We start from the raw sequence: 14,219 nt of genomic DNA on the forward strand, positions 1-14,219 counted from the left end.
ATCTGCCGCTGCTCCCCGCCGCCGACGGATAACAGCGTGGAGACGAGCGTGGCGGCCAGCGCCTGGCCCAGCTGCGGGTCGGCGAACAGCGCCCGCCAGTGGGCCGGGAAGCGCGCAGCGCCCACCAGTTCTCCGGCGGCGGGGAGCAGCGGCAGATAGATCGCCGCCATCGCCCCCCAGGCCAGCAGGATCAGTGGGTACCGTAGCGGCGCAGCCATTCCTGCTCCAGCGCGTCAACCCATGCCGCGTGAGGCTCGGCAAGCACCGGCGGCAGATCCTGCGGCAGGGCTGCCGCCAGCGCCTGGCGCTGGCCGTCAGGCAGACGCTGCGGATCCAGTACGCTCGGATCGCCCCAGACGGCGGCATCGGCCTTGCGCAATTGCGCCTCAGGGGAGAGCAGGAAATTGGCCACTACTTTGGCGCCAGCGACAGCGCGGGCGTTAGCCGGGATGGTAACGAAATGGACGTTGCCGAGGGTCCCCGCGGTAAAGCCGAAGCTGTAGCTGTCCGTCGGTAATTCGCCGCTGGCGGCTTTCTGCCGGGCGTGCAGCGGGTTAAACGTCAGCGACAGGCGGAGGGTGCCCTGGTTGAGCATGGCGTCCATCCGCGCCGGCGACGCCGGGAAATCCTTGCCCGCCCGCCACAGGGCCGGGTGCAGCGCATCGAGATAGCGCCACAGCGGGGCGGTGACCGCCGCGAAGGTCGTTGGCTGCGGCGGCTGGCGCAGGGCGGCTGGCTGGTCGGTGAGCGCGATCAGCAGTTGCTCCAGCAGGGCGGTACCGGTGAAGTCCGGCGGCCGCGGGTAGGTTACGCTGCCCGGATGGGCTCTGGCGAAGGCCAGCAGGGCCTGCGGGCTGGTGGGCGGCTGCGGCGTTTGTCCGCGGCGGGCGATAAACGTCAGCTGGGCGCTGCCCCACGGCGACTCCGCGCCCTCGGTGGCGACTGAAAAATCTTCCCGTACCGGCTTTTGCAGATCGACATAGCGCCAGTTGGGCAGCGATTCGGCCCAGCCGGTGAGCAGCAGGTTGGCCTGCTTAAGCGTGCGAAAGTTTTCGCCGTTGATCCACAGCAGATCCACTGACCCGCCCTGGCGACGACCGGCCTGCGCCTCGGTCTGGATGCGTTTCACTGCGTCGGCGGCGTCGGCGACAGGCACAATACGCAGGTCGATTGCGTAATAGCGTTTGACCTCTTCGCTGACCCACGCCAGATAGCGATTGACGGCCGGGTCGCCGCCCCAGGCGTTAAACCAGACGGTCTGTCCGCGGGCTTCCGTCTGAATCTGCCGCCAGCTGTCGTCGGCATTAACCGCCAGCGGCCAGAGCAGCAGCAGGCACAGACAGAGGCTGTAATCACGCAAACGGCGCATCGTTACTCCTTATTCTGCGAGGAAGAGGTGGGTATCTGGCACAACCCCTGAGCCGGGATCGCCATCGCGGCATTGAACCGCGCTGATAAATTTTGCAGGCCGATCAGGGCGGTCAGCTCGGTGAGCGCCCGGGCGTCAAAATGCGCGGCCATCGCGCTACGCAGGGCATCATCCACCGCCGGCGGCGTCTGGGTGGCGGCTTCGGCATAGGCCAGCGCCAGGCGCTCTTTTTCGCTGAACAGCGTACTGCTGCGCCAGTCGGCGACCGCCAGCAGCTTGTCCTGGCTCCCGCTCCGCGCCGCGAGGGTCATGCTGGTGATATCGATACAGAATTCGCAGTGGCACAGCTGGGCGATGCGGGCGCTGACCAGCGAGCGCAGCACCGGATCCAGCGGCGAGCGGCGGCGTTCAATATAGCCCACGAACAGCGAAACCAGGTAAAACAGCCATGGGATCCGTCCCCACCAGCGAATGGGGCTCAGCACCTGGCCGTAATGCCGGCGGTGCAGCCAGGCCTGCGGACGAAGGATCAGGGGGACAGAATCCAGCGGGGGTAAGCTCATGGCGACGATCTCTTATGACGTTCACGGTAAATATTTTTGGCGATAGAGATGACCACCGCCAGGGCAAAAAGCAGCGAAAGCCCGGTGGCCAGCCAGAAGGTACCCCCGGTGAGCAGACTCCCGGCCCAGGAATAAACGATAGTCGCCGGGAGCTGGCCCACGCCGGTGGCCAGCATAAAGGGCCAGAAGCGCAGCGAGGTTAGTCCGGCGGCATAGCTGACCGGGTCAAACGGGACAAACGGCAGCAGGCGGCAGACCAGGATCGTCTGCGGGCCAAAGCGGGTGAAATAGCCGTCGGCACTGCGCAGCACCGCGCGGCCGGTGAGTTTCTCCACCACTTCGCGCCCCAGCGCTCTGGCGATGCAGAAGCAAAGCCCTGCCCCAGCCATGGCGCTGAACCACGACAGCGCCCCGCCCCAGAAGGCGCCGAACAGGGCGGCGTTCGCCAGGGTAATCAGGAAAGCCGGCAGCGGAGCGACGATCGCCTGGAGGATCATCAGCGCAAATGAGACCAGCGCGGCCTGCGGCCCCCAGGCGGCGATAAACCCTCTGACCTGCTGCGGATCCAGGGAGGCTAACGCCGTCAGACTCTGCTGCAGAAAGGTACGCCCGCCAGGGAACCACAGCCAGGCGGCCAGAGCGGCGGCGACCACGACGGCAAGGGCCAGCCGGGCGCGGCGCAGGTGACGGCGATCAGGTTGGGTCATGGCGCACCTCCTCACTGCACGCCGCCACGCGACGGGCGCGGGCAAACCGTTTACCTATCTGCACCAGGGCAAACAGCAGCCCGCCGGCGAGGCTCAGTTTGAGCGCGAAGGCGAGGGTCACCCCCTCGCGGGCCAGTTCGCTGGCCATCACCGAATAGATGACCAGACCCGGCAGGGTGGTCACGGCCGAGATCAGGGTAAAGGGCCAGAAGCGGATCGCCGTCAGGCCGTAGGCGTAATTCTGAATGTTGTAGGGAAAGAGCGGCACCAGGCGGGTGAGGATCAGGAAATCGCAGCCGCTGCGGGCGATACCGCGCTCAATCGCCTGAAAGACGGTGGTATGGCCCACATAGCGCTGCAGCAGATCGCGCCCAAGCCAGCGGGCGATTAAAAACGACAGCGAAGAGGCGAGGGTGGCGGCGGCAAACGAGAGCAGGGAGCCTGTTAGCGGGCCGAAGAGCATCCCGCCGGCGATCACCAGCAGGCTGCCGGGGATCAGACACAGGGTGGCAATGATAAACAGCGCAGCATAGACCAGATATCCCCAGGCGCCCTGATGGCGGAGGGTGTCCTGAAGCAGATGCAGGTGAGTCAGCAGATCGTGGAGACCGACGCGGTGGCTGATAACGGCCAGCGTGGCCACCAGCGCGAGAAGTCCCAGCCCTTTACCAATGGCCGGATGACGGCTTCTTTTGCATGAGAGGTGCTCCTGTACAGTCTGGACGCGGTGGACATCAAAAAGTGCGCGCGACAGTATCCTGTTCCGACGACCGTCACAATGGTTTACCGTCGCTTTGTTGATTTTGCTCAGGAAATTCTGCCCCCCGCACAGCGGGAGGCGAGAGAAGGGCGTGAATTATGGCCGGAAGGTGGCCCACACCGGCGCGTGGTCGGACGGTTTTTCCATCCCGCGGATCTCGTAATCGATCCCGGTTTCCACGCAGCGCTGCGCCAGAGGCTGGCTGGCCAGCAGCAGATCGATGCGCAGCCCACGGTTATCGTCGAAGCCTTTGGAGCGGTAATCAAACCACGAGAAATGCTCATGATTGTCGGGGTTAGCCTGACGCCAGGTATCCACCAGGCCCCAGCCCAGCAGGCGGTCCATCCATTCCCGTTCTTCCGGCAGGAAGGAACATTTGCCGGTGCGCAGCCAGCGTTTGCGGTTCTCTTCACCGATACCGATGTCCAGATCGGTAGGACTGATGTTCATATCGCCCATGATCAGCACCGGATTCTCTTTGTTGAGTTCGGTCTCCAGATAGTTCTGCAGATTCTGATAGAACGCCGCTTTGGCCGGGAATTTGGTTTCATGATCGCGGCTTTCACCCTGCGGGAAATAGCCGTTAATCACTGTGACGTTGCCGAAGGGCGACGGGATCTCCGCCATAATGATGCGGCGCTGAGCCTCTTCGCCATCGTCCGGGAAACCGCGGCGGACGGCAATCGGCGTCTCTTTGGTCAGCAGCGCGACGCCATAATGGCCTTTCTGCCCGTGATAAAAGACGTTATAGCCGAGCCTGGCGACCTCTTCGAGAGGGAACATGTCGTCGTGAACTTTGGTTTCCTGCAGGCCAATCACGTCCGGCTGGTGTTTTTCGACGATGGCGGCCAGTTGGTGTGGGCGGGCACGCAGGCCGTTGATATTAAAAGAGACGAATTTCATAGTCGCTGCCACTGTGCAAGGTGAATAGTGCAGGGATGGTAGCAGAAATTCGCCAGGCTGGCTGCCACCGGATGCGTCATTCTGCCAATCGCTGCGCATGAGCGTGCCGTGGGTGCCCCTTTTGCGGGCATGCCGCGCCAAAAAAGGGCAAATAGCTACGATAAATTTCGCAGAGGATCACAATTACAGAATTATATCTTACCGTTGCATAATTTATCTTCTTTAATAACTGTTTATCCCCCTTTGTCGGATACTTATTCACTAAATATGCATTTTATGTGAATAGCGTTCAGCTGTAACTCATTGATTCTGCGTTATCTCATCCGATTTATGCATTTTTATCGCTGGCTGGCACGAACCGTGCAATCTACATTTACAGCGTAATAACTCATATTTATTAACATTATTGCTACTTTTAATTTACCGGAAGAGGTCGATATGTCTCAGTCAATTACGCGTAACCACTTTGATGAATGGATGATGCCGGTCTACGCGCCAGCGGCGTTTATTCCGGTGCGGGGCGCCGGGTCACGGCTGTGGGATCAGCAGGGCAAAGAGTATATCGATTTTGCCGGCGGCATCGCCGTGAACGCGCTGGGGCATGCCCATCCGCGTCTGGTGCAAGCCCTGACCGACCAGGCCGGCAAGTTCTGGCATACCGGCAACGGCTACACCAATGAGCCGATCCTGCGTCTGGCCAAAATGCTTATCGATGCTACCTTCGCCGACCGGGTCTTCTTCTGTAACTCCGGCGCCGAGGCCAATGAGGCAGCGCTCAAGCTGGCGCGTAAATATGCCCACGATCGCTTTGGCAGCGAGAAAAGTGGCATCGTCGCCTTTCAGAACGCTTTCCACGGGCGGACGCTGTTCACCGTCTCGGCGGGCGGTCAGCCGGCCTATTCCCGGGATTTCGCCCCGCTGCCGCCGCAGATCCAGCATGCCGTATTTAACGATCTCGAGTCGGCAAAGGCCTTAATCAATGACCAGACCTGCGCGGTGATCGTCGAGCCGGTGCAGGGCGAAGGGGGCGTGGTGCCGGCCAGCGTCGAGTTTTTACGCGGCCTGCGTCAGCTTTGCGACCAGCACAACGCCCTGCTGATTTTCGATGAAGTGCAGACCGGGGTCGGGCGCACCGGCGAGCTGTATGCCTATATGCACTACGGCGTGACGCCCGATGTGCTGACCACCGCCAAAGCGCTGGGCGGTGGTTTCCCTATTGGCGCGCTGCTGGCGACAGAGGCCTGCGCCAGCGTGATGACCGTCGGCACCCACGGCACCACCTACGGCGGTAACCCGCTGGCCGGGGCGGTGGCCGGCGAACTGCTGTCGATCGTCAACACCCCGGAAGTGCTCTCCGGCGTCAGACAGCGCCATCAGTGGTTTTGTGAACGCCTGCAGGCAATTAACGCCCGCTATGGCCTGTTCAAGGAGATCCGCGGCCTGGGACTGCTGCTCGGCTGCGTGCTAAACGACGCCTGGGCCGGGAAGGCGAAAACCCTCAGTAACCTGGCGGCGGAAGAGGGGGTGATGATTCTGATCGCCGGCGCCAACGTGGTGCGTTTCGCGCCGGCGCTGAACGTCAGTGAAGAAGAGGTGAACAGCGGGCTGGATCGCGTCGAGCGGGCCTGCGCGCGTTTCGTGGCAGGAGTCTCATCATGATGGTTATTCGACCGGTGGAGCCGGGCGATTTGCCCGGGCTGCTGAAGCTGGCAGCGGAGACCGGCGGCGGGCTGACCTCGCTGCCGGTGGATGAAGCGACCCTCGCGGCACGGATCGCCCGCTCGCAGCAGACCTGGCGCGGCGAGCTACCGAAAAGCGAGCAGGGCTATGTCTTTGTGCTGGAGGAGAGCGAAAGCGGCGCGGTGGTGGGCATCTGCGCGATCGAGGTGGCGGTGGGGCTCAACGATCCCTGGTATAACTACCGGGTCGGCACCCAGGTCCATGCCTCGAAGGAGCTCAACGTCTATCAGGCGCTGCCGACGCTGTTTCTCAGCAACGATCATACCGGCAGCAGCGAGCTGTGCACCCTGTTCCTCGACCCGCAGTGGCGCAAAGAGGGCAATGGCTATCTGCTGTCGAAATCACGCTTCTTATTTATGGCCGCCTTTCGCGAGCGCTTCAATGAGAAGGTGGTCGCCGAGATGCGCGGGGTGATTGACGAGCAGGGCTACTCGCCGTTCTGGGAGAGCCTGGGCAAACGCTTTTTCGCCATGGAGTTTTCCCGTGCCGACTACCTGTGCGGCACCGGACAGAAGGCTTTCATTGCCGCCCTGATGCCCAAGCATCCGCTGTATATCGATTTCCTTTCCCCTGAGGCACAGGCGGTGATCGGCAAGGTTCATCCGCAGACCGCCCCGGCCCGGACGGTGCTGGAGAAAGAGGGGTTCCGCTACCTGAACTACATCGATATTTTCGACGGCGGCCCGACTCTGGAGTGCGACATCGACCGGGTGCGGGCGATCCGCAAAAGCCGTCTGGTGACTACCGAGGCAGGTGAAACCCCGCCCGGTGACTGGCCGCTGTGCCTGGTGGCGAATGAACAGTATCACCAGTTCCGCGCTCTGCTGGTGCATGCCGATCCGGATGGCGACACCCTGACCCTCAGCGCCCGCGAACTGGATATGCTGAAGTGTCATGCCGGCGACCAGGTGCGCATGGTGCGCCTGATCCCTGAGGAGAAAACTGCATGAGTCTGTGGATTAACGGCGAGTGGCGGCCCGGCCGTGGGCCAGGTTTCAGTAAACAGGATCCGGTTAACCTGAAGGTTGTCTGGCAGGGCGAGGCGGCGGATGCCGGGCAGGTTGCCGAGGCGGTGGCGGCTGCCCGCCAGGCGTTCCCGTCCTGGGCGCGGCTGCCGTTTGCCGCCCGTCAGGCGATCGTTGAAAAGTTTGCCGCTCTGCTGGAAGCCAGTAAGGCGGAGCTGACGGCGGTTATCGGCGCCGAGACCGGAAAGCCGCGCTGGGAGGCGGCCGGGGAAGTGACGGCGATGATCAACAAGGTGGCGATCTCGGTGAAGGCCTACCACGTCCGCACCGGCGAACAGCACAGCGACCTGCCCGACGGCGCCGCCACGCTGCGTCACCGGCCGCACGGCGTACTGGCGGTGTTTGGCCCCTATAACTTTCCCGGCCATCTGCCGAACGGGCACATCGTGCCGGCGCTGCTGGCGGGCAATACCGTGGTCTTTAAACCCAGCGAACTCACCCCGCGCAGCGGCGAAGCGGTGGTGAAACTATGGCAGCAGGCCGGCCTGCCCGCCGGGGTGCTCAACCTGGTGCAGGGCGGTCGGGAAACCGGCGAGGCGCTCAGCGGCCAGGCGGATATCGACGGACTGCTGTTTACCGGCAGCTCAACCACCGGTTTTCATCTGCATCGCCAGCTGGCCGGGCAACCGCAGAAGATCCTCGCGCTGGAGATGGGCGGCAATAACCCGCTGATCGTCGACGATCCGCGGGACGTGGATGCCGCGGTGCATCTGACCATCCAGTCCGCCTTTATTACCGCTGGCCAGCGCTGCACCTGCGCCCGGCGTCTGCTGGTCCGACGCGGAGAGGCGGGCGATGCCTTCCTCTCCCGGCTGGTGACGGTGAGCCAACGGCTGATCCCGGCGGCGTGGGACGCCGAGCCGCAGCCGTTTCTCGGCGGGCTTATCTCTGAACAAGCCGCGCAGAAAGTGCATCAGGCCTGGCTGCAGCGGGTCGCCGCTGGCGCGGTCACCCTGCTGGAGCCGCGGTTATTGCAGGCCGGGACGTCGCTGCTAACGCCGGGGATTGTCGACATGAGCGACGTGGCCAATGTCGAGGATGAAGAGGTGTTTGGCCCGCTGCTTGGGGTCTGGCGCTACGACACGTTCGAGGAGGCGATTGCCTTAGCCAACGCTACCCGCTTCGGCCTCTCCTGTGGGTTAATCTCCCCGGAACGGGAGAAGTTCGATCGACTGCTGCTCGAGGCGCGGGCAGGGATAGTTAACTGGAACAAACCGCTGACCGGGGCGGCGAGTACCGCGCCGTTCGGCGGCACCGGGGCGTCCGGTAACCATCGTCCGGGGGCCTGGTATGCCGCCGATTATTGCGCCTGGCCGATGGCCAGCCTTGAATCGCCGACCCTGACGCTGCCCGCCAGCCTGAGCCCGGGGCTCGACTTTCTGGCCGGGGAGGCGTCATGACCGCCCGCGAAGTCAACTTTGACGGTCTGCCCGGGCTGACCCATCACTACGCCGGGCTCTCCTTTGGCAATGAGGCTTCCACCCGGCATCGCTATCGGGTGTCTAACCCGCAGCTGGCGGCAAAGCAGGGGCTGAAAAAAATGAAAGCCCTCGCCGACGCTGGCTACCCGCAGGCGGTGATCCCGCCGCAGGAGCGTCCCAACGTGCCGCTTCTGCGCCAGCTGGGCTTTAGCGGCAGCGATGAGCAGGTGGTGGCCCGGGTGGCGCAGCAGGAGCCGGATCTGCTGTCGGCGGTGAGTTCGGCCTCGGCGATGTGGGTGGCGAACGCGGCGACGGTGTGTCCCTCCGCCGATTCGCTGGATGGCCTGGTGCATCTGACGGTGGCGAATCTGCAGGATAAATTCCACCGCGCCAGCGAAGCACCGACTACAGAGGCGCTGCTGCAGGCGATTTTCCCCGACCGCACGCGATTTGCTATCCACCCGGCGCTGCCCGCCTCGGCCTGGTTTGGCGACGAAGGGGCGGCGAACCATAATCGTCTCGGCGGCGAGTATGGCGCTCCCGGCGTCCAGCTCTTTGTCTATGGCCGCCGCCGGGGGAGCGAGGAGGCGCCGCGTCGCTATCCGGCGCGGCAAACCCTTGAGGCCAGCCAGGCGGTAGCGCGCCTCAATCAGGTCAATCCCCGCCAGCTGATCTTCGCCCGCCAGCATCCGGCGGCGATCGACACGGGGGTTTTTCATAACGACGTCATCGCGGTGAGCAACCGTCAGGTCCTGTTCTGCCATGAGCAGGCCTTTGCCGACCAGACCGCGCTTCTCCAGCAGCTGGCGCAGCGGGTGCCGGGTTTTACGCCGCTGGTGGTTCCCGCCAGCCGGGTCTCGGTGGCAGAGGCGGTTGCCACCTATCTGTTCAACAGCCAGCTGGTGAGCCGGGCGGATGGCAGCATGGCGCTTATCCTGCCTCAGGAAGCGCAGGAGCATGCCGGCGTGTGGGAATACCTCAATGAGCTGCTGGCCGGGGATAACCCCATCGCCGACCTGCGGGTGTTCGATCTGCGCGAGAGCATGGCCAACGGCGGCGGTCCGGCGTGCCTGCGCCTGCGGGTGGTGTTGACGGCCGAGGAGTATCAGGCGGTCAATCCGCACGTCCTGATGAACGATACGCTGTTTGCCACCCTCAATGACTGGGTGGATCGCTACTATCGCGATCGTCTCACCCAGGCCGACCTCGCCGACCCGCAGCTGCTGCGGGAAGGGCGCGACGCGCTGGATCGGTTGACCCAGATCCTGCAGCTCGGTTCGGTTTATCCATTTCAGCAATAAGGGGGCGCGGTGGAACATTTTCTGGCATTAACCCTGGCGGGGCGATTGCCCCATCACTTTCACGGCGAGACGGCCCATTTCCGCTGGCACTGGCTCGGGGAAGGGATCCTTGAGCTGACGCCGCATGCGCGCTGCGAGCGCGGGCTGGTACTTTCCTGCGCCATTCATGGCAACGAAACGGCGCCGGTGGAGATAGTCGACCAGCTGGTGCAGCGACTGGTCCGGGAGGCGCTCCCGCTGCGCTGGCGGCTGCTGGTGATCGTCGGCAACCCACCAGCGCTGCGGGCGAATAAGCGCTATCTGCACAGCGATATGAACCGTATGTTTGGCGAGCGCTGGCGGCAGTTTCCGCTCAGTGAGGAGACGCAGCGGGCGCAGCGGCTGGAGCAGGCGGTGGCCCGCTTTTATCGCGACCACGATGGCCCGCGCTGGCACCTCGATCTGCATACCGCGATCCGCGGGTCGCTACATCCGCGCTTCGGCGTGCTCCCGGCCCGCGATACGCCGTGGGAGGAGGATTTTCTTCACTGGCTGGGCGGCGCCGGGCTGGATGCGCTGGTGTTTCATCGCCAGCCCGGCGGGACCTTCACCCACTTCAGCTGCGAACGGTTCGCGGCGCTGGCCTGCACCCTTGAGCTGGGCAAAGCGCTGCCGTTGGGGGAAAACGATCTGACGCAGTTTGCCGCCGTCCAGCGGGCGCTCTCCCGGCTGCTGGTGGGGGATCTGGCCATTGCCGACGCCCCGGCGCCGCTGCGCTACCGGGTGGTACAGCAGCTAACCCGCCATAGCGATGATTTCCGCTTACATATGGCGGATCAGACGCTGAACTTCACCCCCTTCGAACCCGGCACGCTGCTGGCGGAGGAGGGCGAGACGCGGTATGTGGTGGGGCCTGAGCCGGAGTATGTTCTGTTTCCTAACCCGACGGTGGCGAAAGGACTGCGCGCCGGCCTGATGCTGGAGAAATTATCCTGAGGGCAAGCCGTCCGCCGGGCGGCCTGCTTTATTGCGCGCGTCTTTTTTCGCCATCTTATTTTTTTGTGCTCCAGTGTAAATTTGCAGATTATTCCTGGTAAAATGCTTTGTTTTTAATCTTCCCTACTTTATACTCTCCATAATTTCTCTGCAAAACAGTAAGTTATTTATTTTTTATTGCAATTCTTCGGCTAAATTCCTTATTTTCTCCATAATTGGCGAGAAACTGTTTTTTACACTTTCATTGTTTTACTCTTGCTCTGACTAATTGACGATTAACGTCGTAAAGTTAATCTCGTCAACACGGCAACGCGCCGTAAGAATAACGTAAAGTAAGGATTGAATGATGAAGAAACTCACTGCACTGTTTGTTGCCTCTACTCTGGCTCTGGGCGCGGCTAACCTGGCACACGCCGCCGAAACCACCACCGCGCCGAGCGACAGCAAGCCGATGATGATGCATCATAAAGGCGGCCCGGGTCAGCATGACATGATGTTTAAAGGCCTGAACCTGACCGATGCGCAGAAGCAGCAGATCCGCGACATCATGAAGAGCCAGCGCGAAAATATGAAACGTCCGTCCCTTGAAGAACGCCGCGCGATGCACGATCTGATCGCCAGCGACACCTTCGATAAGGCGAAGGCGGAAGCGCAGATCGATAAGATGGAAGCGCAGCATAAAGCGATGGCGCTGTCCCGCCTGGAAACGCAGAACAAGATCTACAACATTCTGACCCCAGAGCAGAAAAAACAGTTCAATGCTAATTTTGAGAAGCATCTGACAGAACGCAACGCGCCGGCAGGTAAAATGCCTGCACCTGCTGAATAATGTAGCGCACTGAATCAAGACCGCCGGTCTTGCCCAATAATGCCATCAGGCGTTGGGCAGGGCCGGCGGTTTTTTATTGGTGGCTTCTCAGCCAAGCGGATGCAGCGGATAGTCTCCGCTGAGCAAAGGCTTACAGAGGATCTTGTAACCATCCTGGTCAAATCCGGCGGGCAGACGGGTCAACTCCGCCGCCTGGTCGAGCGATTCAACGGCGCCCAGCCACAGCCAGTTATGAATGACGTGATACTGCGTCATGTCCGGGCCGCGCTCCTCCAGCGCCACGGGCCCCGCCCACGGCCAGCACACCAGCTGCAGTCTGCTCATCTGCGCCAGCAGGCGCTCTCTGTGCGCCTCCTCGCTCTCCTTTCCACAGCAGGCCCCGGCGCAGCGGCCCAGCGCGGAGCGAAAGCAGGCGCGGCCGCGGCTGAGCGGTTCCAGACCAAGCAGGCCATAACAGAGGCGCTGTTCGTCAGCGAGGCTCTGCAGCATCTGCAGCGCCGCCCGCCGGTTGGCGAACAGGCCATAGAGATGCTGCTGGTGCGAGAAATCAACCTCACGGGCATAGACAATCTGCGGCCGGTCGTCCGCAAGTAGCCAGGCGCAGAGCTGCTTGTTACGCCGTAGCCGCTTGTTAAACAGCGGCTGCTGCTCTTTAATCAACCGCGCCTCCAGCAGCAGCGCTCCCAGCTCGCCAGCGGTGCGCTGCCAGGTGATACGCCGCGACTGACGCAGCATCGCGGCCTCTTCAGGGGTGCGCAGGTGGGATAACACCCGGCTGCGGAGGTTGACGCTCTTACCGATATAGAGCGGCATCGTGTCGCTGTCGCCGTGAAACTGATAGACGCCCGGCAGCTTCGGCAGCGCCTCCAGCCACGGGCGAAGATGTTCGGGATATTCATAGATCGCCGCCGCCTCAAACTCGAGACGCGGGGCTGATTGCTTTCTGGCCACAATAACTCCTGGTACTGTCTATCCATCCAGTATAGCAGGCCATTTTTGCGGCGAAAAGGACAAAAAATAACCCCGGCGCAGGCCGGGGCGGGGGGGAGAGACTATTTTTTCCAGAAATCGTCAAAGACGGTGATCGGCGGCCGACGCTTGTGTTCGGTTTTCAGATACCAGCCCTCGATCGTTTTGGCGATGCTCGGGTCCAGCGTTTTGCCTTCCAGATAATCGTCGATGTTCTCGTAGGTGACACCCAGGGCCACTTCATCCGGCAGGGAGGGGCGATCGTCTTCCAGGTCGGCGGTGGGCAGCTTCTTATACAGATGTTCCGGGCAGCCGAGATGGGCCAGCAGCTGTTTGCCCTGACGTTTGTTCAGGCGGAAAATTGGGTTGATGTCGGTGCCGCCGTCGCCATATTTGGTGAAAAAGCCGGTAATCGCTTCCGCCGCATGGTCGGTACCGACCACAACTCCTTTGGTCATTCCGGCGATGCTGTACTGGGCCTTCATTCGCTCACGGGCTTTTTCATTTCCGCGAACGAAGTCGCTCAGTTCGATGCCTGCTTCGCGCAGCGCCTGTTCGCTGGCCAGCACCGCAGCTTTAATATTGACTGTCAACACCCGGTCAGGCTGGATAAATGCGATGGCGTCCTGGCAGTCCTGCTCATCAGCCTGCACGCCATAGGGTAAACGGACGGCGATAAACTGCAGGCTACTGTCGCCGGTTTCGGCACGCAGTTCGTTAATCGCTATCTGGCACAGTTTTCCCGTCAGGGTGGAGTCCTGACCGCCGCTGATACCCAGCACCAGCGATTTAATAAACGGGTAGGTCTGCAGGTATGACTTCAGGAAATCGACGCTGCGGCGGATCTCGCCTGCGACATCAATCTGCGGCTTTGCGCCCAGCGCCTGAATAATCTCTTGTTGTAGCGTCATCGCGCCCTCCGAAAGTGAATCTGTTTGGCAAGCTGTTGGCTTAAAGCTACCTCTTTGCCGCTGAAACGACAAGGACCGGGGTTTTGACTGCCGGAAAAGAAGGCAATCAATGACATAGGTTTTCATTATAGATGCTGTACCGCGCATTGCGCCGCCGTCCGACGTCGGCAGAACAATCCTGTTTACGCAATAACATAACCTGACATGATTTCGCTGTTCGGCTTGAAAAATAACACTATTTATTCCAGGCTTATCGTTACACAGTAGAAAAGAGGAACCAAAATGAACAAAAGCTTAGCAGGAATACTGGGCGTCACCGTCGCGTTAACCTTACTGGCGGGCTGTACCGCTTACGATCGTACCAAAGACCAGTTTACCCAGCCGGTGGTGAAAGATGTGAAGAAAGGGATGTCGCGTCAGCAGGTGATGCAGATCGCCGGCAAACCTTCAACGGAAGTCACCATGGTCCATGCCCGCGGCACCTGCCAGACCTATATCCTCGGTCAACGAGATGGTAAAGTTGAAACCTACTTTGTGGCCCTCGACGAAACGGGTCACGTCATGAACTCTGGCTACCAGACCTGCGCCGAGTATGATACCGACCCGCGCAACGCCAGGTAAGCTTCCTACTGTTTACTGACTTCTACGTAAGCCCGACCACTGGTCGGGCTTTTTTGTGAGTCATGATGCTTATTTAATTGCGCGAATTATTTGGATGAAAATGTGAGGGTAGTCAAAACCGGAGG

General features: G+C 61.5%; 14 protein-coding genes and 1 pseudogene. 7 read left to right on the forward strand and 8 right to left on the reverse strand.

What is annotated here, in order from left to right; translation table 11 throughout:
- The 6 genes and pseudogenes from KHQ23_RS00005 to xthA form a co-directional block, all read right to left on the reverse strand.
- Window positions 1-218 (reverse strand): annotated as a pseudogene (locus KHQ23_RS00005) (thiamine ABC transporter permease); the annotation flags it as partial.
- Window positions 191-1,369 (reverse strand): ABC transporter substrate-binding protein, encoded by a 1,179-nt coding sequence (locus tag KHQ23_RS00010; RefSeq protein ID WP_032434356.1) that lies wholly within the window; start codon window positions 1,367-1,369, stop codon window positions 191-193. The gene KHQ23_RS00010 and the pseudogene KHQ23_RS00005, both read right to left, overlap by 28 nt.
- 2 nt (window positions 1,370-1,371) lie before the next feature.
- The gene (locus KHQ23_RS00015) at window positions 1,372-1,932 is read right to left on the reverse strand and encodes a carboxymuconolactone decarboxylase family protein (RefSeq protein WP_004176519.1); all 561 of its coding nucleotides are present in this window, start codon (window positions 1,930-1,932) and stop codon (window positions 1,372-1,374) included.
- Window positions 1,929-2,639, reverse strand: coding sequence for a TVP38/TMEM64 family protein (locus KHQ23_RS00020; RefSeq protein ID WP_004190827.1), 711 nt, complete (start codon window positions 2,637-2,639; stop codon window positions 1,929-1,931). Before KHQ23_RS00020 ends, KHQ23_RS00015 begins: the two co-directional genes overlap by 4 nt.
- Entirely contained in the window at window positions 2,626-3,282 is a 657-nt protein-coding gene (locus KHQ23_RS00025; RefSeq protein WP_004140389.1) for a TVP38/TMEM64 family protein, read from the reverse strand. Before KHQ23_RS00025 ends, KHQ23_RS00020 begins: the two co-directional genes overlap by 14 nt.
- Window positions 3,283-3,495: 213 nt before the next feature.
- Window positions 3,496-4,302: an exodeoxyribonuclease III gene (xthA, locus tag KHQ23_RS00030; RefSeq protein WP_002901486.1), complete on the reverse strand. Its 807-nt coding sequence runs from the start codon at window positions 4,300-4,302 to the stop codon at window positions 3,496-3,498.
- Window positions 4,303-4,740: 438 nt separating this feature from the next.
- On the opposite strand from xthA, the gene KHQ23_RS00035 reads away from it, so the two are divergent.
- The 6 genes from KHQ23_RS00035 (at window position 4,741) to spy (ending at window position 11,593) form a co-directional block, all read left to right on the forward strand.
- Window positions 4,741-5,961 carry an aspartate aminotransferase family protein gene (locus KHQ23_RS00035; RefSeq protein ID WP_002901489.1) on the forward strand — a complete coding sequence of 407 codons (1,221 nt, stop codon included), beginning with the start codon at window positions 4,741-4,743 and terminating at the stop codon, window positions 5,959-5,961.
- Window positions 5,958-6,992 carry an arginine N-succinyltransferase gene (gene astA, locus KHQ23_RS00040; protein WP_002901491.1) on the forward strand — a complete coding sequence of 345 codons (1,035 nt, stop codon included), beginning with the start codon at window positions 5,958-5,960 and terminating at the stop codon, window positions 6,990-6,992. The genes KHQ23_RS00035 and astA overlap by 4 nt, the downstream gene beginning before the upstream one ends.
- The gene (gene astD, locus KHQ23_RS00045) at window positions 6,989-8,467 is read left to right on the forward strand and encodes a succinylglutamate-semialdehyde dehydrogenase (RefSeq protein ID WP_004151922.1); all 1,479 of its coding nucleotides are present in this window, start codon (window positions 6,989-6,991) and stop codon (window positions 8,465-8,467) included. The genes astA and astD overlap by 4 nt, the downstream gene beginning before the upstream one ends.
- On the forward strand, window positions 8,464-9,789 hold the full coding sequence (astB, locus tag KHQ23_RS00050) for an N-succinylarginine dihydrolase (protein WP_004179412.1): 1,326 nt from the start codon (window positions 8,464-8,466) through the stop codon (window positions 9,787-9,789). Before astD ends, astB begins: the two co-directional genes overlap by 4 nt.
- Before the next feature lie 9 nt (window positions 9,790-9,798).
- Window positions 9,799-10,764 (forward strand): succinylglutamate desuccinylase, encoded by a 966-nt coding sequence (astE, locus tag KHQ23_RS00055; protein WP_032434358.1) that lies wholly within the window; start codon window positions 9,799-9,801, stop codon window positions 10,762-10,764.
- A 343-nt stretch (window positions 10,765-11,107) separates the two neighbouring features.
- The gene (gene spy, locus KHQ23_RS00060) at window positions 11,108-11,593 is read left to right on the forward strand and encodes an ATP-independent periplasmic protein-refolding chaperone Spy (RefSeq protein WP_014907781.1); all 486 of its coding nucleotides are present in this window, start codon (window positions 11,108-11,110) and stop codon (window positions 11,591-11,593) included.
- An 87-nt stretch (window positions 11,594-11,680) separates the two neighbouring features.
- On the opposite strand, the gene cho is transcribed toward spy, so the two are convergent.
- Together cho and nadE are read right to left on the reverse strand one after the other, a co-directional pair.
- A complete protein-coding gene (cho, locus tag KHQ23_RS00065; protein WP_073553510.1) occupies window positions 11,681-12,544 on the reverse strand; it encodes an excinuclease Cho in 864 nt (287 codons plus the stop codon).
- A gap of 101 nt (window positions 12,545-12,645) precedes the next feature.
- A complete protein-coding gene (gene nadE / locus KHQ23_RS00070; protein WP_004151921.1) occupies window positions 12,646-13,473 on the reverse strand; it encodes an ammonia-dependent NAD(+) synthetase in 828 nt (275 codons plus the stop codon).
- A gap of 282 nt (window positions 13,474-13,755) precedes the next feature.
- Between nadE and osmE the strand changes: the two genes are divergently transcribed.
- Window positions 13,756-14,094, forward strand: a complete 339-nt coding sequence (gene osmE / locus KHQ23_RS00075) for an osmotically-inducible lipoprotein OsmE (protein WP_002901544.1) — start codon at window positions 13,756-13,758, stop codon at window positions 14,092-14,094.
- The last annotated feature ends 125 nt before the right edge of the window (window positions 14,095-14,219 follow it).

Origin of the sequence: Klebsiella sp. 64 (assembly GCF_018223915.1) — a bacterium.
In the GTDB taxonomy this organism is placed as follows: Bacteria; Pseudomonadota; Gammaproteobacteria; order Enterobacterales; family Enterobacteriaceae; genus Klebsiella; species Klebsiella pneumoniae.